Genomic DNA, 19,238 nt, shown 5'->3' on the forward strand with positions numbered 1-19,238 from the left:
GAAGCACTACCTCCGCTGCAACATCGAAATACAGGGGCTTTCGGCATGACGCATTCCGACCACGATCATCACAGCCATGGCAGCTGCTGCTCGGCAAAGAGCGCCTCGCCTGCCGCGGACGCCGTCGTCCGGGATCCGGTCTGCGGCATGACCGTCGATCCGGCCGCCGGCAAGCCGACCGCCGGGCATGACGGCCATCGCTATCATTTCTGCAGCGAAAGCTGCCGTTCGAAATTCGTCGCCGAACCTGAAAAATATCTGACCGCAACCGATCCCGTCTGCGGCATGAGCGTCGATCGCGCCACGGCCAAGCACTTTTTGCGCCACGAGGGCCAAGGCTTCTATTTCTGCTCCGCCGGCTGCAAGGCGAAGTTCGAGGCCGAGCCGGCAAAATATCTCGGCGACAAGCCGGCGCCGCAGGCGATGCCCAAGGGCACGCAATACACCTGCCCGATGCATCCCGAAATCATCCGCGACAAGCCCGGCTCCTGCCCGATCTGCGGCATGGCGCTGGAGCCGATGGGCGTGCCGACCGGCGACGAGGGGCCTAACCCCGAACTGGTCGATTTCACCAGGCGCTTCTGGGTGAGCGCGGTGCTGTCCGTGCCGTTGCTGGTCATCGCCATGGCACCGATGCTCGGCCTGACATTCCAGGCCTTCATCGACGACCGCGCGAAGGTCTGGCTGGAGCTGGCGCTGGCGAGCCCCGTGGTGCTGTGGGCGGCATTCCCGTTCTTCCACCGCGGCTGGGATTCGATCCTCAATCGCAGCCCCAATATGTGGACGCTGATTTCGCTCGGCGTCGGTGCCGCCTATCTCTACAGTGTCGTCGCCACACTGTTTCCAGGCCTCTTTCCGCACCAGTTCCGCGGCCATGACGGCACCGTGCCGGTCTATTTCGAGGCGGCGGCGGTAATCGTCGCGCTGGTGTTCCTCGGCCAGGTGCTGGAATTGCGTGCCCGCGAGAAAACCGGCTCGGCGATCCGTGCGCTGCTCGACCTGGCGCCGAAGACGGCGCGGCTGATCGGCGCGGACGGTTCCGAAAACGACGTGCCGCTCGATATTGTCAAGGCCGGCGACCGCCTGCGCATCCGCCCAGGTGACGCTGTACCGGTCGACGGCATTGTGCTTGAAGGGCGCTCTTCCGTCGACGAATCGATGATCACGGGCGAGCCGCTGCCGGTCGAAAAGACCGAAGGCGACAACCTCACCGGCGGCACGCTCAACAAGAATGGCTCACTGGTCATGCGCGCCGAAAAGATCGGCGCCGAGACGACACTGGCGCGGATCGTCGAGCTTGTCGCCAAGGCGCAGCGTTCACGCGCGCCGATCCAGGGGTTGGCCGACCGCGTCTCGTTCTACTTCGTCCCGGCCGTCGTGCTGGTCGCGATCATTGCGTTTATCGCCTGGGCGATCGTCGGACCGGAACCCAGCCTGGTGTTTGCCATCGTCGCGGCGGTCTCGGTACTGATTATCGCCTGTCCATGTGCGCTGGGCCTTGCGACCCCAATGTCGATCATGACCGCTACCGGGCGCGGCGCGCATGCCGGCGTGCTGATCAAGGAAGCGGCGGCGCTCGAGCGCTTTGCCTCGGTCGACACGCTGATCGTCGACAAGACGGGAACGCTGACCGAAGGCCGGCCGCGACTGACCGACGTCGTTGCCGTCGAAGGCATGGCGCAAGACGAGTTGCTGGCGCTCGCCGCCGGGCTGGAAAAAGGCTCGGAGCATCCGCTGGCCGAGGCGATCGTTGACGGCGCCCGCGGACGCGGGGTGAAGGTCCCCGACGCGAGCGGTTTCGAGGCTGTCACCGGCAAGGGTGTTTCCGGCACGGTTTCGGGACAGAAGGTGGCGCTTGGCAATGCCGCGATGATGGCCGATCTCGGCATCGATACGGCTTCGGTCCTGGCCAGTGCCGAGGCGCTGCAGTCCGACGGCAAGACCGCGATGTTCGTCGCTGTCGCAGGCAAGCTCGCCGGCCTCGTCGCCGTCGCCGACCCGATCAAGGCGACCACCGCCGAGGCGATCAAGGCGCTGCATGACAGCGGGCTGAAGATCGTCATGGCGACCGGCGACAATGAGCGCACCGCCAAGGCCATCGCCGCCAAGCTCGGCATCGACGCGGTGCATGCCGGGCTTTTGCCCGAACAGAAGAACGCGCTGGTCGAGGAGTTGCGCGCCGGCGGTGCCGGCGTCGCCATGGCCGGCGATGGCGTCAACGATGCGCCGGCACTTGCCGCCGCCGATGTCGGCATCGCCATGGGCACCGGCGCCGATGTTGCGGTCGAAAGTGCGGGGATTACGCTGGTCAAGGGCGATCTCAACGGTATCGTCAGGGCCAGGACGCTGGCCCGCGCGACGATCCGCAACATCCGCCAGAACCTGTTTTTCGCTTTTCTCTACAATGTGCTTGGCGTGCCGGTGGCTGCCGGCGTGCTTTATCCGCTCACCGGCACGCTGTTGTCGCCGATGATTGCGGCGGCGGCGATGAGCCTGTCTTCGGTTTCGGTCATCGCCAACGCATTGCGGCTCAGGACATTGAAACTCTGAGTAAAACTTCCAGATACACCCTGTTCAAAAAAGGAGACGATGAATGACCTTGGCCAAGAAGATCGTGCTGCTGATGATGGCGGCGGGAATGCTGCTTGCTGTTTTCCTCGAAAGCGTTCCTGCACAAGCCGAGGAGATGAAGCACGACATGGGCGCCATGGGCGCGCAGAGCCCCTCGACCGAGGGCTACAAGGCGGCGATGGACAAGATGCATACCGACATGATGGCGATCGAATATTCCGGCAATGCCGATGTCGATTTCGCCCGCGGCATGATCCCGCATCACCAGGCTGCCATCGACATGGCCAAGGTCGAGCTCGCCAATGGCAAGGATCCGGAAATCCGCAAGCTGGCCGAAGCAGTGATAGCCGCGCAGCAAGCCGAGATCAAGCAGATGCAGGACTGGCTCGCTGCCCATCCGGTGAAGTAGGGCTTCACGCTGTCGGGAATCCAGGCGAGAGACTTCACCGGGATTTCTGCTTCACCTGGATTTCCCTTGGCGGCTATGGTGCTATCCGGGCCTCGGACTGGAGCATGCCATGCCATCGACGATACGAACGACCACCCTGCCCTGCGGCGAAGCCGTGCCGGTGCTCGGCCAGGGCACCTGGAAGATGGGCGAAGACGGCCGCCGCCGTACCGACGAGGCCAATGCCCTGAAGCTCGGGCTGGATCTCGGCATGACGCTGATCGACACCGCCGAAATGTATGCCAGCGGCGGTGCCGAGGAGGTGGTGGCGGAGGCCATCGCTGGTCGCCGCGACGAGGTTTTCCTGGTCTCCAAAGTGCTGCCGTCCAATGCCTCGCGCGCCGGCGTGAAACGGGCCTGCGAGAACAGCCTGAGGCATCTCGCCACCGACCGCATCGATCTTTATTTGCTGCATTGGCCGGGCAGCGTGCCCTTGACGGAAACGGTCGAGGCATTCGAAGCGTTGAAGGCAGCCGGCAAGATCCGCCATTGGGGCGTCAGCAATTTCGATACCGGCGAGATGGAAGAGCTGGTCCGATTGCCGGCCGGCGGCAACGTCCAGACCAATCAGGTGCTCTACAATCTGTCGCAGCGCGGCGTCGAGTTCGACCTCGCCCCGTGGAGCCGGCAACGCGGTATGCCGCTGATGGCCTATTCGCCGGTCGATCAGGGGGTATTGGCGCGCAATGCCAGGTTAGATGCCATCGCCGCTCGCCACGGTGCGACGCCGGCGCAGATCGCGCTTGCCTGGGTGATGGCGCAGGACGGGGTGATCGCGATTCCCAAAGCTAGCCGCCCGGAGCATATCCGGCAGAATGTCGCGGCGTTGGACATCGAGCTCACGAGCGAAGATTTCGCCGAAATTGACCGCGCCTTCCCACCGCCGAGGCGGAAGTCGGGCCTGGCGATGATTTGAGGGGGTGGGGCGGAAGGCAAGCCAAAGCAGCGTTCCGTCACACCCCCCTCTGTCCTGCCGGACATCTCCCCCTCAAGGGGGGAGATTGGATCTCGCATCGGCTTTCGCCAACTTCGAACGTCGAAGGAAAAAGCGCTGTCAGCGAAACTGCCAATCTCCCCCCTTGAGGGGGAGATGTCCGGCAGGACAGAGGAGGGCGCCGTAGAGCGCTATCGGACGAGCACTACTTCCCCACCATCCCCTTCAGCCGGTACAGCGCTTCCAGCGCCTCGCGTGGCGTCATCTCGTCGGGATTGATCTCCGCTAGCGCTTCACCCAGCCCATCACTCCTGGCCGGCTTCGACGCTTCCCGCTTCGCCGCCACGGAAAACAGCGGCAGGTCGTCGACCAGACGGTTGGCCTTGCCCGAGACCTCGCCGGCTTCAAGCTGGTGCAGCACTTCTTTGGCCCGGCCGACGACGGCTTCCGGCAAGCCGGCAAGCCGCGCTACCTGGACGCCGTAGGAACGGTCGGCGGCACCCTTGCCGACCTCGTGCAGGAAGACCACGTCGCCCTCCCATTCCTTGACCCGCATGGTGACGTTGGAGAGCCGCGGCAGTTTTCCGGCGAGCGCCGTCATCTCGTGGAAATGCGTGGCGAAGATCGCCCGGCAGCGGTTCTTCTCGTGCAAATATTCGACCGCCGCCCAGGCGATCGAGAGGCCGTCGAAAGTGGCGGTGCCGCGGCCGATCTCGTCGAGGATGACCAGTGCGCGTTCGCCGGCCTGGTTGAGGATCGCCGCTGTCTCGACCATCTCGACCATGAAGGTCGAGCGGCCGCGCGCCAGATCGTCGGAGGCGCCGACCCGCGAAAACAGCCGGTCGACGACGCCGATATGGGCTGATGCCGCCGGCACGAAGGAGCCGGTCTGGGCAAGGATGGCGATCAGCGCGTTTTGCCTGAGAAAGGTCGACTTGCCGCCCATATTGGGGCCGGTCAGCAGCCAGATCGCGCCGGCCTTGGCATCGCCTTGCGGCGACAGATCGCAATCATTGGCGACGAACGGGCCTTCGCCGGAACGCCGCAGTGCCTGTTCGACCACCGGATGGCGTCCGCCCGAAATCTCGAAGGCAAGGCTCGCATCGACCAGCGGCCGGCACCAGGCCTCGCTTTCGGAAAGCAAGGCAAGGGCTGCCGAAACGTCGAGCGCGGCGAGCGCTTCGGCGCCGGCGCGGATCCTGTCGGCCTGGCCGACGACTTCCGCCGTCAGCGCCTCGAAAGCGGCAAGCTCGATCGCCAGCGCCCGGTCGGCGGCATTGGCGATCTTCGATTCCAGCTCGGCGAGTTCCGTGGTGGTGAAGCGCATGGCGTTGGCCATGGTCTGGCGGTGGATGAAGCGCGCCTTGGCGCCGTCGCTGCCGGTCATCAGCGCATGGTGGTTGGCGGTGACTTCGATGTAGTATCCCAGCACATTGTTGTGCCTGATCTTCAGCGAGCGGATGCCGGTCTCGTCGATCAGCGAGCGCTCCAGCCCGGCGATCACTTTTCGCGACTCGTCGCGCAGTGCCCGCATCTCATCGAGTTCGGCGTGGTAACCGGAACGGACGAAGCCGCCGTCGCGCTTGAGCAGCGGCAGCTCGTCGCTGAGCGCCTGTGCCAGATGCGTCGCCAGCGCGCCGGGCAGTGCCTTGATGGCCGCTAGCGCCGCCGCCAGTTCGGCGGGCAAGGCGGTTTGCCCGAACAGTCCGGCGATGGCGCCGGCCGCTTCGAAACCGGCGCGCAGCGCGCCGAGATCGCGCGGACCCCCGCGGTTGAGCGCCAGCCTGGACAGCGCGCGCGGCATGTCGGCGACGCTCTTCAGGCTGGCCCGCACCGCCTGGCAGAGGCGCGTCTCGGAGCGGAAGAACGACACCGAATCCAGCCTTGCAGCGATTGCCGCCGGGTCGGTCAGCGGCGCCATCAGCCGGTCAGCGAGCAGCCTTGCGCCGCCACCGGTCACCGTGCGGTCGATCGCCTTGAACAGCGACCCCTCGCGGCTGCCGGACAGCGTGCGCAGCAGCTCCAGATTGGCGCGCGTCGCCGGGTCGATGAACAGTGTCGATCCCTGCTCCTCGCGCTCCGGCCGCGACAGCGGCGGCCGCTCCGCTTTCTGCGTCTTCTCGACATACGCGATGACGCCTGAGATCGCCGACAGCTCGGCGCGCGAAAACGAGCCGAAACTGTCAGGCGTCGCCACCTCGAAGAAGCGGGCGATGCGGCCGGCGGCCGAAGCCGAATCGAACAGCGACGGCGGCTGCGGGCTGGCGACGCGGCCGAGCACGTCGAACACCGGTTTCAGCTCCGGGTCGTAAAACACCGGTTCGGCGACGATCAGCTCGCGCGGATCGACACGGAAGACGTCGGCGAGCAGCCGGTCGACGGTGGTTTCAGCGACGCGGAAGACACCGGTCGAGATCTCGATCCAGGCCAACGCGAAGGAATGCTCGGCGCCGCCCTTGACCCGTCCCAGCGCCATCAGAAAACTCGATTCCGACGGCGCCAGCAGTTTGTCCTCGGTGATGGTGCCTGGCGTCACCAGCCGCACAACATCGCGGCGCACCACCGATTTGCCGCCGCGCTTCCTGGCCTCGGCTGGATCCTCGATCTGCTCGCAGACGGCGACGCGGAACCCCTGGCCGATCAGCTTCTGCAAATAATCGTCGGGGGCGTGCACCGGCACGCCGCACATCGGGATGTCGAGCCCCTGGTGCTTGCCGCGCTTGGTCAGCACGATGCCGAGCGCCCGGCTTGCCTTCTCGGCATCGTCGAAGAACAGCTCGTAGAAATCGCCCATGCGGTAGAACAGCAGCGAATCCGGGTTCGCCGCCTTGATCTCGATGTACTGCTCCATCATCGGCGTCGCCGGCGCGAAGGCCGGCGTGGCGTTGTCGCTTCGAATGGGCGTCTCGTCGTTCAAAAAGCTGCTTCCAAAATTTTCCAAGCCATGCTTGGCGGTTTACAGCGGCGAAGTGTAGCCTTAATCCCGAACCTTCCACAAAAGAAAGCATGCGCACCCATCTCAAGCGGTGCCGTACGGGCGAGGAAACCAAGAGTACCATGGCCAAGAAAACCGAAAGCAACGGGCCCTCAGTCAGCGCCCAGGAGGCGCTGGAATTCCACGCCATGGGCCGTCCGGGCAAGCTGGAGATCGTCGCCACAAAACCGATGGCGACGCAGCGCGATCTCAGCCTCGCCTATTCGCCGGGCGTCGCGGTGCCGGTTCTCGCCATCGCCGAGGACCCGAGCCGCGCCTTCGACTACACGGTTCGCGGCAACATGGTCGCCGTCATCTCCAACGGCACCGCTATCCTCGGCCTCGGCAATCTCGGCGCGCTGGCCTCGAAGCCGGTGATGGAAGGCAAGGCGGTGCTGTTCAAGCGCTTCGCCGATGTCGATTCCATCGACCTCGAGGTCGACACCGAGGATGCCGACGAATTCATCAACTGCGTGCGCTTTCTCGGCCCCTCCTTCGGCGGCATCAACCTCGAGGACATCAAGGCACCGGAATGCTTCATCATCGAGCAGCGGCTGCGCGAATTGATGGACATACCGGTGTTCCATGACGACCAGCACGGCACCGCCATCATCTCGGCCGCCGGGCTGATTAACGCGCTGGAAATCACCGGCCGCGACATGAAGACCACGAAAATGGTCTGCAATGGCGCCGGTGCTGCTGGCATCGCCTGCATCGAATTGATGAAGGCGATGGGCTTTGCGCCTGAGAATATCATCCTTTGCGACACCAAAGGCGTCGTCTTCCAGGGCCGCACCGAAGGCATGAACCAGTGGAAATCGGCGCATGCCGTCAAAACCGGCGCGCGCTCGCTGGCCGAGGCGCTGGACGGCGCCGACGTGTTCCTCGGCCTCTCGGCCAAGGGCACGCTGACCACCAGGATGGTGCAGTCGATGGCCAAGAACCCGATCATCTTCGCCATGGCCAATCCCGACCCCGAGATCACACCGGAGGAGGTCGCCGAGATCCGCACCGACGCCATCATGGCGACGGGGCGGTCCGACTATCCCAACCAGGTCAACAACGTGCTTGGCTTCCCCTACATCTTTCGCGGCGCACTGGATGTGCGGGCGACCACCATCAATGACGACATGAAGATCGCCGCCGCCCGGGCGCTGGCGGAGCTGGCGCGCCAGGACGTGCCCGACGACGTCGCCGCCGCCTATCAGGGCAACCGGCCGAAATTCGGCCCCAACTACATCATCCCGGTGCCGTTCGACCCGCGGCTGATCTCGGCGATCCCGATCGCGGTCGCCAAGGCGGCGATGGACTCCGGCGTCGCGCGCAAGCCGATCCTCGATCTCGACCGCTACGCGCAGGAGCTTTCCGCCCGCCGCGACCCGATCGCCTCGACGCTGCAGCGCATCTACGACCGCGTGCGCCGCCAGCCCAAGCGCATCGTCTTTGCCGAGGGCGAGGAGGAGCAGGTGATGCGCGCCGCCGTCTCTTATGTGAACCAGCGGCTCGGCACCGCCATCCTGCTCGGCCGCGACGACATCATCAAGGAAAACGCCCGGAATGCCGGCATCGACCTCGGCAAGCAAGGCATCGAGATCATCAATGCGCGGCTGTCGCGGCGCAACTCCGTCTACACCGATTATCTCTACGAGCGCATGCAGCGCAAAGGCTTCCTGTTCCGCGACTGCCAGCGGCTGATCAACAACGACCGCAACCATTTCGCCGCCTGCATGGTGGCGCTGGGCGATGCCGACGGCATCGTCACCGGCGTTACCCGCAACTATTCGACGGCGCTCGACGACATCCGCCGCGTCATCGACGCAAGGCCCGGCCATTGCGTCATCGGCGTGTCGATCGTGCTGGCGCGGGGTCGCACCGTGCTTGTCGCCGACACCGCCGTGCACGACATGCCGAACGCTGAACAGATCGCCGACATCGCCGAGGAGGCCGCCGGCTTCGCCCGCCGCATGGGCTACGAGCCGAGGCTCGCTATGCTCGCCTATTCGACCTTCGGCCATCCGCAGGGCGAGCGCTCCGAGCGCGTCCAGGAAGCGGTGCGCATCCTCGACAAGCGCCGCGTCGATTTCGAGTATGACGGCGAAATGGCCGCCGACGTGGCGCTCAACGCCCGCGCCATGGCGCAGTATCCGTTCATCAGGCTGACCGGCCCCGCCAATGTGCTGATCATGCCGGCGTTCCACTCGGCCTCGATCTCGACCAAGATGCTGCAGGAGCTCGGCGGCTCGACCGTCATCGGCCCGCTGCTGGTCGGCCTGAACAAGCCGGTTCAGATCGTCTCGCTGAATGCCAAGGATTCAGACATCGTCAACATGGCGGCGATCGCGGCGTATAGCGCGGGGGCTTGAGGAGCGGTTCGCAAAACGGACGCTTGGATGTTGAGCGCTCGACCTGAGAAAATAGTCGGCGTAGCCTTTAGTTATATGTCTCGTTGAAAGGCAGTTGAATGGCTAAGAGTAAGCCAGTCATATTAAACGGTCATCATTTTTCGAAGCGACAAGATGCAATTACCCATTTTCGTTCGATGCTATCGAGATATCCTGCAAACAGCGTCGTTTCTGATGTAGACGCTGCAGATCTTGAAGCGCTTCTCATGCGACACCCAGAGTGCACGGAGAAGGTCGGGAACGGAATTCACCATTTTGAAGTCATTGATGCCGATTATGGCACGACTTGCTTCTGCGTAATCAGAAATAACGGCAGTAGAGTACGTTTTTCATACATCACTTGCGTGAATACAGAGCCATCTCATCAAATTGGCGACCTCGCCTAAAGGCATTGAGATTTTGGCGAAATCCGAGGTCACCTAGCAAAACACGTTGCTCTTTCGACTGCACAGCTTGCGTTCGCGACCGGGGCAGTTCAAGCTTCATAGGGATGAGTCTCAACACCTATTGTCATTGGTAAGCTTTTTGGACAAGCAGTTAGAGGAGGAGGAAGATAAGGCGCGGCTCGATCAAATGATTGCGTCGATGTCCAACGATTTCAGCCACTTAAAGGCTCTCATAAAAACCCTAGAACATACAATCCAATGCACCGACAAAAATGTTCAGATTCGAGCCCACTATCTTCCTTTTAGGAACGGAAAGCCGTGTACAGGAGAATTGCTCGATAACATTAGAGGTTACATTTGCAATTTTGCTATGAGCCGCTCGGAGATCGACCTGGTTCACAAAAGCGCTGCGACGTTCTCCCCTCAACAAATGATGATTGCTTATAATAAACTGAGAGATGATGCGGCAGACTTATTTATAAAAGCGCAAAAATCCACAAGCCGCAATGGCGAATGTGGCGAGCTAATTTTGTATCTATTGATAGAATGGATACTCGAAGCGCCCCAAATTCTGGCCAAAATGTCGCTTAAGACCAGCGGGCAAATGCCGGTCCATGGGTCAGACGGAATACATGTAAAATACGATCCCGCTACTGACGGTCTAATCTTTTTTTGGGGCGAGGCGAAGTTTCATGCAACGATATCAGGAGCTATGAGCAGCGCGGTTACGTCAATATCCAGTACACTTAAATATGACAAACTGAAAGAAGACATAAATCTTGTCAGACGTTACATCAGTTTCTCAGGGTTGTCTCCTGGAGATCAAACTAAAGTGGTCGAATTTCTTGATCCGCTCAGCCAACAGTATCAGAAGAAGACGGACGCCTCTGCGTGTTTAATCGGTTTCGATTTCGACGGATTTGCGAAGCTAAAAGACTGCGATTCGGCGACATTAGAGCTGCGATTTAGGGAACTGTTGGAGGAGGCTTTGAAATCCGCCGCTGCAAGCCTCGCCTCGAACCTAGAGGCGGCAGGCATTTCACATCATCGAATGGAGGTGTTCTTTATACCAGTGCCTTCCGTTGAGGATTTGAGGATTGAATTCCAGAACCGTATTGGTTGGAAATCGTGATTGGCGCACTGATAGATAAAGTCTGGCAAAATCCGGTGCTAGCACAGGCTCTCGGTGCATTGGAGCAGAACTGGCTCGTGCAGACGCTTCATTTGGAACGGTCTCCGCCTGTTGCGATAAGCAAGGCCGATGCCTGCCGGTATATCGAGGCGGCAGCAATTTTGGCTTGCTCTGAGTTGGCCGCTCAGAGATTGGCTGCTTATAGAATTGCAACCTACACTTACGATCTATTTCGAGGTGAGATCGACGGCCTCGAAGCGTCTGTGAGGGCTGTCTTAACTCGGCTTGGTAATTTTCCAAGCCTTGCGACCGAGCCGGGGATCAATTCGGCCTTATCCAAGGCCTCTTGGGCGATTGCTGAGGAGGAAGTCGTTAGGCGGGCAGCAAATGAGGTAGAAATAGCCGGAGCGGCAGTAGCTTTAACAGATTTTCAGGTGACCCTTTGGCGTGCTTTGTCCACCGGAGAATCTATCGCTATTTCTGCGCCAACCTCCACCGGAAAATCCTTTATACTTCAGGCCTTCATTGCTCAGAGCTTGACAAAGCGGCCTTTATTTTCTGCGTGTTACATCGTCCCTACGAGAGCTCTGATAACGCAGGTTCACGGGGATCTTTCTGATGCGCTGGCAGCGGCAGGCCTGTCAGATGTTGAAGTTGTTACCGTTCCGCTGGAGGAAGGCGATCCGCTCCCTGAAAAGGCTGTCTATGTGCTCACCCAAGAGCGCCTTCAACTGCTCTTACTAAACCATCCGACCAAGAACGTGGATTTCCTGGTAATTGATGAGGCCCATTCGGTGCAGGACGGGGATAGAGGAATAATACTGCAATCCGCAATCGACGATATCCTTATTCGCGGTCCATCCGTTCAGCTCCTGTTTGCGAGCCCGACTGTATCAAATCTTAACGTTTTTTCTGGGATGACCGGCCGAAAGGACGTTTCCATTCAAGCCACCGAGCAGGTCACAGTTTCTCAGAATTTCATCAATATGACGGTCACTTCACCAAAGCTTGGCCGGGTGAAGGTCTATTCGCAATCCGCCAGCGGGGGTGCTGAGGTTGGCGCCGCGGAAATTGGGCAGCAACTTTCCTCTCGTGTTGAGTGCTTGGTTCATATCGCGCAGAAATTTGGTGCGGATAAGCAGTCTATCGTCTACGCGAATGGCCAGGCTGATGCTGAAAAGATAGCCTTTCAGATATCCGATCTCCGTTCCGAGAGTACGCCGGACGGGCAGTCAGGAGACTTGGATGCGCTGGCCGAGTTAGCTAAAGAGGCTGTCCACCCTAAGTATATCCTGGCGCTCACAGTGAAAAACGGCGTTGCATTTCACTATGGAAACATACCAACTGTACTGAGAAACGCCATAGAACAATCTTTTATAAGTGGAGCGCTGAGGTATATCGTATGCACAAGTACGTTATTGTCGGGCGTCAATCTTCCGGCGAGAAACCTCTTTATGTGCTTGCCACAGCGCATGAAGGGAGTTGCGCTGGAATCCGTGGATTTTTGGAACCTGGCTGGGAGGGCAGGTAGGTTACGTCGCGAGTTCCAGGGCAATATTTATTTAATTGACTACGACAAATGGACACACCAGCCGCTTGCCGCACCTAAATGAGCAAAAATTGTGCCAGCAATTGAACATACCATTCATACGCGCACTAACGATTTGGATGCCGTGATTCAAGATAGTCAGTTCTTGATGCCGGGCACTTCAGATGCAGGGCTTGAGACAATTTTTGTCAAGCTTCTTGCTGACTACAAGCGCGGTCGTATTGGAGTAACTCTGGATCGGGCCAATGTTGCCCGTGACGCTCCCCTAAGGGAGCAACTGGAGAACTCTCTCGCCATAGCAGATCAGCTTGTGCCGCTTTCAGCTGACGTTATTGCCGCTTCGCCTACAATCTCAGCTCATCGACAACAGCGGTTATACGACAGCTTTGTTGGAATAATTGATGGAGGAGGGGAACTCGCCGCGCGAGAATTATTATTAAAGCATCCGAGAGAGACGAAAGCTTTCGATTCCTACGTGGCTGCGCTGGCGCTATGTCATGGGACACTTCTGCGAAGGACCGGAAGTATTAAACAGAATAGGTTCTTTGCGTTGATGCTCCTTAAATGGATGCAGGGCATGTCGATTTCCGAATTAGTCGACGGTCGTACGAGCTTTTATCCAAATGAGAAGATCGATACCACGATACGCAGTACGCTCGATTTGGTAGAGCAGGAGCTCCGCTTTAACTATGTGCGTGCTTTTGGCTGCTACAACGCGCTTCTCAGTGAGGCGCTTAAAGTTAGCGGGCACGGTGAACTGTGTAAGAGCATGCCGTCAATCGCGCTCTACCTAGAAATTGGTGCTTCGGATAAAACTATGATTAGTTTTATTGCGCTTGGGTTATCTCGTCTGGCAGCCAAAAACCTGACCAATATTTGTCCGATCAAGACGCTGGATGTCAAGAACGCGCGGGCTTGGCTTTCCCGCCAGGATTTGGAGATATTGGGCTTTTCAACTTACATTCGTAGTGAAGTCAATTTGGCTTTGAAGCGCTCTTCCGTGACAGGTTGAGCTGGCCGCTGGCCAGCAGGTCCTGCGGCATGATGTTGTCGACCGGCGCCACGCTGGCGCGAGCCTACCCCCTTTCGATGGCGCGTGGATGGCTCTGTGCCTAGTATAGGCCCTCGCGCCTACCGCCCCGTTGACAGGTGAAGGGCGCTAAATCAACCCCGCCTGCTCGGCCTCGCGGCGCAGATTCTGGCGTGGCCTTGGGCCGATCTGCTGGATGACCAGCCCGGCGGCCAGCGAGCCGAGATCACCGCACTGCTTCAGGCCGCGGCCTTGCGTGTAGCCGTAGAGGAAGCCGGCGGCGTAGAGGTCGCCGGCGCCTGTCGTGTCGACCAGCTCGCGGATCCTGGTCGCCTCGATGGTGACGGTCTCGTGGCCGCGGACGATGACCGAGCCCTTTTCCGAACGGGTGACAATGGCGATCTTGCAGTCCCTGCGGATCTGCGCCAGCGCCTCGTCGAAGGACGCGGTCTGGTAGAGCGACTTGATCTCGTGGCTGTTGGCAAAGACGATATCCACGGTGCCGGAGCGCATCAGGTCGAGGAATTCGTCGCGGTAACGGTCGACGCAGAACGAGTCCGACAATGTCATCGATACTTCGCGCCCGGCGGCATGGGCGAACTTCGCCGTCTGCCGGAACGCTTCCTTGGCGCGCGGCGGGTCCCACAGATAGCCCTCGAAATAGGTGACGGCGGCGCCCGACGCCTTGTCGGCCTCAACATCCTCCGGGCCGAGCTCGACGCAGGCGCCGAGATAGGTGTTCATCGAGCGCTCGCCGTCCGGCGTGACGAAGATCATCGAGCGCGCCGTCGGCGGTTCGCCATCGAGCGGCCTGGTGTCGAAGGCGACGCCCTGGGCATGCATGTCATGCGCGTAGATTTTGCCGAGCGCGTCGTTGGAGACCTTGCCGAAGAAAGCGGCGCGACCGCCGAAGGAGGCGACGCCCGCCGCCGTGTTGCCGGCGCTGCCGCCCGAGGCTTCAATGGCCGGGCCCATGCGGCTGTAGAGCAGTTCGGCGCGCCGCGGGTCGATCAAATTCATCGCGCCCTTGATGATGCCGTTGGTCTCCAGGAACGCCTCATCGCACTGGGCGATGATGTCGACGATGGCATTTCCGATACAAAGCACGTCATAGTCCGGCATCAATTCATGTCTCCGCCAAAAACCCACCGGCTTTCTGCCATGCCGGGCGCGGGCGGGTCTAGCGGTTTGATGCGGCTTTGCCTAGTCGACAATGCGGCGATCCGACGAATGTCAGCATAGCCACCATCGTTGGATGGCGGCCGAAGCATTTCTCGCGTGCCTGGCTTACAAGCATGGCTGAGATGAGCGATGCCCAGAGGTCCCCGCCGGCCATGTCTATGAAAACCGACACGAGGATCGAGCTGGTGCTGCTCGTCGTGTTGGCAGTGCTCTGGGGTGCATCCTACAGCTTCATCAAGATCGGCGTTGCGACGATCCCGCCGGTGACGCTGATCGCCGCGCGAACCCTGATCGCGGGTGGCATCCTGCTTGCCCTGATCCGCTGGCGCGGGCTGACCTTGCCGGGTGATGCCACAAGCTGGCGCCGGTTTGCATTCCAGGCATGCCTCAACAGCGTCGTGCCGTTCACGCTGATCGCTTGGGCCGAGCGCTCGCTGGATGCCGGGCTGGCCACGATCCTCAATGCGACCTCGCCGATCTTTACCTTCTTGCTGACCGCCCTCATCACCCCCCACGAACCGTCGACCATGCTCAAGCTGTTTGGCGTCGCGGCGGGAATAGCCGGAATATGCCTCGTTGTCGGCGCCCCGGCGCTTGGCGGCCTCGGACAGCAATTGTTACCGCAACTTGCCGTGATCGCGGCGACGATCTGCTATGCCGGCGCGGCCGTTTTCGGCCGCGGCTTCAGGGGGCTCGACCCGATGGTGCCGGCCGCCGGTTCGATGCTCTGCGGCGCCGCGATGCTGATCCCCTTGAGCCTTGCGTTCGACCAGCCATGGACCTTGGCGCCGTCGACAGCTTCGATCCTTGCGCTGCTCGGGCTTTCGGTGTTTTCAACCGCGCTGGCCTTTTGCATCTATTTCCGTCTCCTCCACACGCTGGGCTCCGTCGGCACCACCTCGCAAGCCTATCTGCGGGTGCCGATCGGCGTTGCTATCGGAGCCGTGTTCCTTGGCGAAAGCCTTGGTCCGAGCGCGTGGTGGGGAATGGCCCTGGTCGTCGTCGGCGTGGCGGCGATGACCATTCCCCAGGCGAAGGTCGCGCGCTAGGGCGCTTGCAGCCTACGCTGTCTCCGCCTATTCGGAGATATCAGCCACGGGCATGTTTGACATGGAATTGGAAACGCCGTGATCCTCGACGCCGCCCGCGCCGCCTTGAGCCGGCTGTTCTCGCCCGAATTCCGTTCCGTGTTCGTGAAGACGCTGGGGCTGACCTTGCTGACGCTGGCGGCACTTTGGTTCGGGATCAGGGGCCTGTTCGACTGGCTGGCCTGGCCATGGATCGATGCATGGCTGCCCAGCCTGCCCTCCTGGGCCGGATGGCTGGGCGCCGTCGTCGCCGGCATCGGCCTTGCGCTGGGCTTGGCGCTGCTCATCGCGCCGGTGACGGCGATCATCGCTGGCCTGTTCCTCGACGACGTCGCCGAAGTCGTCGAGCGCACCGACTATCCCAACGATCCGCCCGGCCGCGTCGTGCCGGCGCTGCGCTCGCTGGTGCTGGCGATCAGGTTCTTCGGCGTCGTCATCCTCGGCAACATCGTCGCCCTGCTGCTTCTGCTGGTGCCAGGCATCAATATCGCCGCTTTCTTCGTCGTCAACGGTTATCTGCTCGGGCGCGAGTTCTTCGAGTTCGCCGCCATGCGTTTTCGCCCGGAGGCCGAGGCCAAGGCGCTGCGCAGGAAGCACGCGGTCACCGTGTTCCTGGCCGGGCTGGTTGTCGCCGCCTTCCTCGCCGTGCCGCTGCTCAACCTTCTGACGCCGCTGTTCGCCGCCGCCATGATGGTGCACCTGCACAAGGCGATCTCGGCGCGGGATGATGCTTAGCGCAGCAGAAAGCCGCGCCCCAGTTCGTCGTCGTCCTCGACAATGAATTCGGCCCGCCCTGAGTAGTAAGCGCGGCCGCCGACGCGGGCGATGACGGCGTCATGCGGCCCGGCTTTGGCCGTGCGTACGACCGCGCCGGAAAAGCGCGAGCCGGCGATGCTCTCGAACAGCCGTGTCCGGCCAATCTCGATCTGGCCCTTGGCGTGCATGGCCGCCAGCCGCGCGGTGACGCCCGAGCCGGTCGGCGAACGGTCGACCTCGGCTTCGGCGAAAACGCAGATGTTTTTGGTCGGCGTATCGGAGATCGCATCCTGTCCGTCGGTCAGGATGGTGCCGTAGAGAAAGGCGAGATCGGCATGGTCGGGATGCGACAGCGGCAATTCGGCCTTGAGCTTATTGGTCAGCGCCGTCGCTGCATCGACGAAATCGCGCACCCGGTTCCTGCCGAATTCCAGCCCGAACTGGCGGCAGTCGGCCAGCGCATAGAAGGCGCCGCCATAGGCGATGTCGAAGCCGACTGCGCCGTAGCCCGGCAGCTCGATCCGCTGGTCGCGGGCAAACAGAAACGCCGGCACGCTTTCGAATGACACCGCACCGGCCTTGCCATCCCTTACCTCGACCGCAGCCGAAATCAGCCCGCATGGCGCCTCGATATTGACCGTCGTCATCGGCTCGCGTGGCGCCACCAGCCGCTCGTCGACGGCATAGCGGCCGAGCGCGACGATGGCGTGGCCGCACATCGTCGAATAGCCTTCATTGTGCATGAACAGCACCGCGAGGTCGGCGCCCGGCAGGTCAGGCTCCACCAGCAGCGCGCCATACATGTCGTAATGGCCGCGCGGCTCGAACATCAGGATCTTTCTGAGATGATCGAGATGGTCGCGCACATAGGCACGCCTTTCGAGAATCGTGCCCTTGGGAATGTCGGGGTAGCCGCCGGTGACGATCCGCAGTGGCTCGCCGCCGGTGTGCATGTCGACGACGGTGAGCGTCATTCGCCGGGGCCTACCTAGGCTGAAGATTTGGCAAACAGCGCCTGCAGCTTGCCGAACGGCATGGCGGCGCGGGTGAAGCCGAACGTGCCGTCCTGCTGGATCTCGCGCGCCGCGGTCTCCAGCATGCCGAAGGCGAAATTGGTGAGCCATGGGCCGAGCGAGACGCGCTTTACCCCCGCCATGGCCAGGTCGGCGATGGTGAAGCCAGGCCTGGCCATGACGTTGACCGGCTTGGTCAGCGCCGAGCAGACGGTCCGCACCGTCTCGATGTCGCTCAGCCCTGGTGCATAGAGCACGTCGGCGCCGGCCTTCTCGAACGCCTGCAGCCGCTTGATCGTATCGTCGAGGTCGGGCTTGCCCCACAGGAAATTCTCGGCCCGCGCGGTGAAGACGAAATCGCATTTCAGCGCCCGTGCCGCTTCCGCCGCCGCCGCGACGCGCTCGACGGCATGCGAAAAATCATAGATCGGCTTGTCCGGCTCGCCGGTATGGTCCTCGATCGAGCAGCCGGCAAGGCCAGCGGCCTCGGCGGCGAAGATCGTCTCGCCGGCGCTTGTCGCGCTGTCGCCCTTGCCCTTTTCGAGGTCCGCCGAAACCGGCAGCCCGGTCGCCGCCGACACTTCACGGCAATGATGGATCATCGCCTCGAACGTCACCGCGCCATCGGGCAGGCCGCGCGAAAAGGCAAAACCGGCGCTGGTCGTCGCCAGCGCCTTGAAGCCGAACGAGGCCAAAAGCTTGGTCGTGCCGACGTCCCAGGAATTGGCCATGACGAAGATCGAGGCATGCAGGTCGCGAAAAATCTTGCCCTTATCCATGGATGCTCCCCTCCAGTGCAGAATGTGAGGCAAATTCTAGCCCGGCGGAACGCGCCGGGCAAACAAATGCGGTTGGCTCAGAAGCGTTTGGCGTTCTCATCTGCCAATCGGTCCAGCGCGTCGGAATCCTTGACGTAGTGCGAAGCGTTTTTGTCCCAATGATAGGTGACGGAAATGTCGCGCGAAGACGCCGCTGGCGGCTGCTGGCCGTCGCAGCTTTCTTCGCCCGGCACCGTCGCGTCGGTCACCGTAACCTTGATGGCTGCATAGGGCTGGCCGTCGGCAATCGCCTGGAACGCCGCATTCTGGGTCCTTCGGTTGGTGCAGAGGTTTTCGTCGAACGTATAGATCATGTCGATCAACTCGAACCTGTCGCTGCGGACCATGATCAGCGGCGTGATCCCATAGCCCTGACTCGAATTGAAATGCATGCTCATGCTGATGATGGCGTCGTCACCAGGCCCGATCGGCAGCTTGCCCGGATCGCGAAGATAGGTGATGCGGTCGACAGCGACATTGACCGCGTCGAGCAGGGCCGGCTTGCCGGTGATGTCGTAGAGTGCCAGCACGGCATAGCCCTCGGCACTGTCAGGCGAGTCGCCGAGATCGAACAGCATGGTCAGCCGCTCCTTGCCGCCGGCCTTGATGCCGAGCACGCCGGCGTTGGAAAGACCCGACGTCGCCGGCGGCGAGCCGTCGTAGTCCGGACCAGCGATGTGGCGCATCTCGATCGGCATCGAACCCCGGAAAAAGCCGTCCTTGTCCGCGGCCAGATCGGGAATGACCATCCTGGCGAGATCGAGATAGGTGACATCGCCGTGGCCAGGGACGGCGCTGCCGAGCTCCGGCAAGCTGACGGCCTCCGCTCTGCCCGTCCAAAGACAAGGCAGCAGCAGGCAGGCAAAGATGAAACGAAGCAGGGAGAAGGTCATGCGCGCGCTCGTTATGTCGGGCGCGCGCAAGCTAGAGCATTTTGCGGCCAAGGGGAAACACC

The 19,238-nt window shown here is 61.6% G+C and carries 15 protein-coding genes; 10 read left to right on the forward strand and 5 right to left on the reverse strand.

Going from position 1 to position 19,238, the window contains the following annotated elements:
• Window positions 1-45 precede the first annotated feature (45 nt).
• The 3 genes from NKH71_RS15640 to NKH71_RS15650 all read left to right on the forward strand — a co-directional run bounded on the left by NKH71_RS15640 (window position 46) and on the right by NKH71_RS15650 (window position 3,935).
• Window positions 46-2,550, forward strand: coding sequence for a heavy metal translocating P-type ATPase (locus NKH71_RS15640; protein WP_023717916.1), 2,505 nt, complete (start codon window positions 46-48; stop codon window positions 2,548-2,550).
• 43 nt (window positions 2,551-2,593) lie between these two features.
• Window positions 2,594-2,980: a CopM family metallochaperone gene (copM, locus tag NKH71_RS15645; RefSeq protein WP_023676379.1), complete on the forward strand. Its 387-nt coding sequence runs from the start codon at window positions 2,594-2,596 to the stop codon at window positions 2,978-2,980.
• A 109-nt stretch (window positions 2,981-3,089) separates the two neighbouring features.
• Window positions 3,090-3,935, forward strand: coding sequence for an aldo/keto reductase (locus NKH71_RS15650; RefSeq protein WP_023717917.1), 846 nt, complete (start codon window positions 3,090-3,092; stop codon window positions 3,933-3,935).
• Between the two features lie 223 nt (window positions 3,936-4,158).
• Here NKH71_RS15650 and mutS read toward each other — a convergent pair whose 3' ends face one another.
• A complete protein-coding gene (gene mutS, locus NKH71_RS15655; RefSeq protein WP_352895161.1) occupies window positions 4,159-6,807 on the reverse strand; it encodes a DNA mismatch repair protein MutS in 2,649 nt (882 codons plus the stop codon).
• Between the two features lie 203 nt (window positions 6,808-7,010).
• Here mutS and NKH71_RS15660 point away from each other — a divergent pair, with 203 nt between their 5' ends.
• The 5 genes from NKH71_RS15660 (at window position 7,011) to NKH71_RS15680 (ending at window position 13,408) form a co-directional block, all read left to right on the forward strand.
• Window positions 7,011-9,290 carry an NADP-dependent malic enzyme gene (locus NKH71_RS15660; protein WP_023717919.1) on the forward strand — a complete coding sequence of 760 codons (2,280 nt, stop codon included), beginning with the start codon at window positions 7,011-7,013 and terminating at the stop codon, window positions 9,288-9,290.
• A 176-nt stretch (window positions 9,291-9,466) separates the two neighbouring features.
• Window positions 9,467-9,715, forward strand: a complete 249-nt coding sequence (locus NKH71_RS15665) for a DCL family protein (protein ID WP_352684386.1) — start codon at window positions 9,467-9,469, stop codon at window positions 9,713-9,715.
• A 139-nt stretch (window positions 9,716-9,854) separates the two neighbouring features.
• Complete coding sequence (locus tag NKH71_RS15670; protein WP_156948039.1) at window positions 9,855-10,847, forward strand: HamA C-terminal domain-containing protein; 993 nt, start codon at window positions 9,855-9,857, stop codon at window positions 10,845-10,847.
• Window positions 10,844-12,460, forward strand: a complete 1,617-nt coding sequence (locus NKH71_RS15675) for a DEAD/DEAH box helicase (RefSeq protein ID WP_352895162.1) — start codon at window positions 10,844-10,846, stop codon at window positions 12,458-12,460. Before NKH71_RS15670 ends, NKH71_RS15675 begins: the two co-directional genes overlap by 4 nt.
• Before the next feature lie 9 nt (window positions 12,461-12,469).
• On the forward strand, window positions 12,470-13,408 hold the full coding sequence (locus NKH71_RS15680; protein WP_352895150.1) for a hypothetical protein: 939 nt from the start codon (window positions 12,470-12,472) through the stop codon (window positions 13,406-13,408).
• Between the two features lie 147 nt (window positions 13,409-13,555).
• Here the strand turns inward: NKH71_RS15680 and NKH71_RS15685 are convergent, their stop codons facing one another.
• Window positions 13,556-14,548, reverse strand: coding sequence for an adenosine kinase (locus tag NKH71_RS15685; RefSeq protein WP_352682999.1), 993 nt, complete (start codon window positions 14,546-14,548; stop codon window positions 13,556-13,558).
• A gap of 218 nt (window positions 14,549-14,766) precedes the next feature.
• On the opposite strand from NKH71_RS15685, the gene NKH71_RS15690 reads away from it, so the two are divergent.
• Both NKH71_RS15690 and NKH71_RS15695 read left to right on the forward strand, forming a co-directional pair.
• Window positions 14,767-15,657 (forward strand): EamA family transporter, encoded by an 891-nt coding sequence (locus NKH71_RS15690; RefSeq protein WP_036244423.1) that lies wholly within the window; start codon window positions 14,767-14,769, stop codon window positions 15,655-15,657.
• A 78-nt stretch (window positions 15,658-15,735) separates the two neighbouring features.
• Entirely contained in the window at window positions 15,736-16,431 is a 696-nt protein-coding gene (locus NKH71_RS15695; RefSeq protein WP_023717923.1) for a sulfate transporter family protein, read from the forward strand.
• On the opposite strand, the gene NKH71_RS15700 is transcribed toward NKH71_RS15695, so the two are convergent.
• From NKH71_RS15700 to NKH71_RS15710, 3 genes are all read right to left on the reverse strand, one after another.
• A complete protein-coding gene (locus tag NKH71_RS15700) occupies window positions 16,428-17,426 on the reverse strand; it encodes a proline racemase family protein (protein ID WP_023717924.1) in 999 nt (332 codons plus the stop codon). The genes NKH71_RS15695 and NKH71_RS15700 overlap by 4 nt on opposite strands.
• Window positions 17,427-17,440: 14 nt before the next feature.
• Complete coding sequence (locus NKH71_RS15705; protein ID WP_023717925.1) at window positions 17,441-18,244, reverse strand: isocitrate lyase/PEP mutase family protein; 804 nt, start codon at window positions 18,242-18,244, stop codon at window positions 17,441-17,443.
• A gap of 77 nt (window positions 18,245-18,321) precedes the next feature.
• Window positions 18,322-19,176: a hypothetical protein gene (locus NKH71_RS15710; RefSeq protein ID WP_023717926.1), complete on the reverse strand. Its 855-nt coding sequence runs from the start codon at window positions 19,174-19,176 to the stop codon at window positions 18,322-18,324.
• Window positions 19,177-19,238 lie beyond the last annotated feature (62 nt).

It is taken from the genome of Mesorhizobium sp. M0983 (assembly GCF_040318975.1).
Classification (GTDB): Bacteria; Pseudomonadota; Alphaproteobacteria; order Rhizobiales; family Rhizobiaceae; genus Mesorhizobium.

Bases quoted from the DNA above. Each gene is read 5' to 3' on its own strand.
- NKH71_RS15650 (WP_023717917.1), top strand. From the start codon at position 3,090: ATGCCATCGACGATACGAACGACCACCCTGCCCTGCGGCGAAGCCGTG.
- copM (WP_023676379.1), top strand. From the start codon at position 2,594: ATGACCTTGGCCAAGAAGATCGTGCTGCTGATGATGGCGGCGGGAATG.
- NKH71_RS15710 (WP_023717926.1), bottom strand. From the start codon at position 19,176: ATGACCTTCTCCCTGCTTCGTTTCATCTTTGCCTGCCTGCTGCTGCCT.
- NKH71_RS15705 (WP_023717925.1), bottom strand. From the start codon at position 18,244: ATGGATAAGGGCAAGATTTTTCGCGACCTGCATGCCTCGATCTTCGTC.
- mutS (WP_352895161.1), bottom strand. From the start codon at position 6,807: ATGATGGAGCAGTACATCGAGATCAAGGCGGCGAACCCGGATTCGCTG.
- NKH71_RS15665 (WP_352684386.1), top strand. From the start codon at position 9,467: ATGCTATCGAGATATCCTGCAAACAGCGTCGTTTCTGATGTAGACGCT.
- NKH71_RS15660 (WP_023717919.1), top strand. From the start codon at position 7,011: ATGGCCAAGAAAACCGAAAGCAACGGGCCCTCAGTCAGCGCCCAGGAG.
- NKH71_RS15690 (WP_036244423.1), top strand. From the start codon at position 14,767: ATGAAAACCGACACGAGGATCGAGCTGGTGCTGCTCGTCGTGTTGGCA.
- NKH71_RS15700 (WP_023717924.1), bottom strand. From the start codon at position 17,426: ATGACGCTCACCGTCGTCGACATGCACACCGGCGGCGAGCCACTGCGG.
- NKH71_RS15640 (WP_023717916.1), top strand. From the start codon at position 46: ATGACGCATTCCGACCACGATCATCACAGCCATGGCAGCTGCTGCTCG.
- NKH71_RS15685 (WP_352682999.1), bottom strand. From the start codon at position 14,548: ATGCCGGACTATGACGTGCTTTGTATCGGAAATGCCATCGTCGACATC.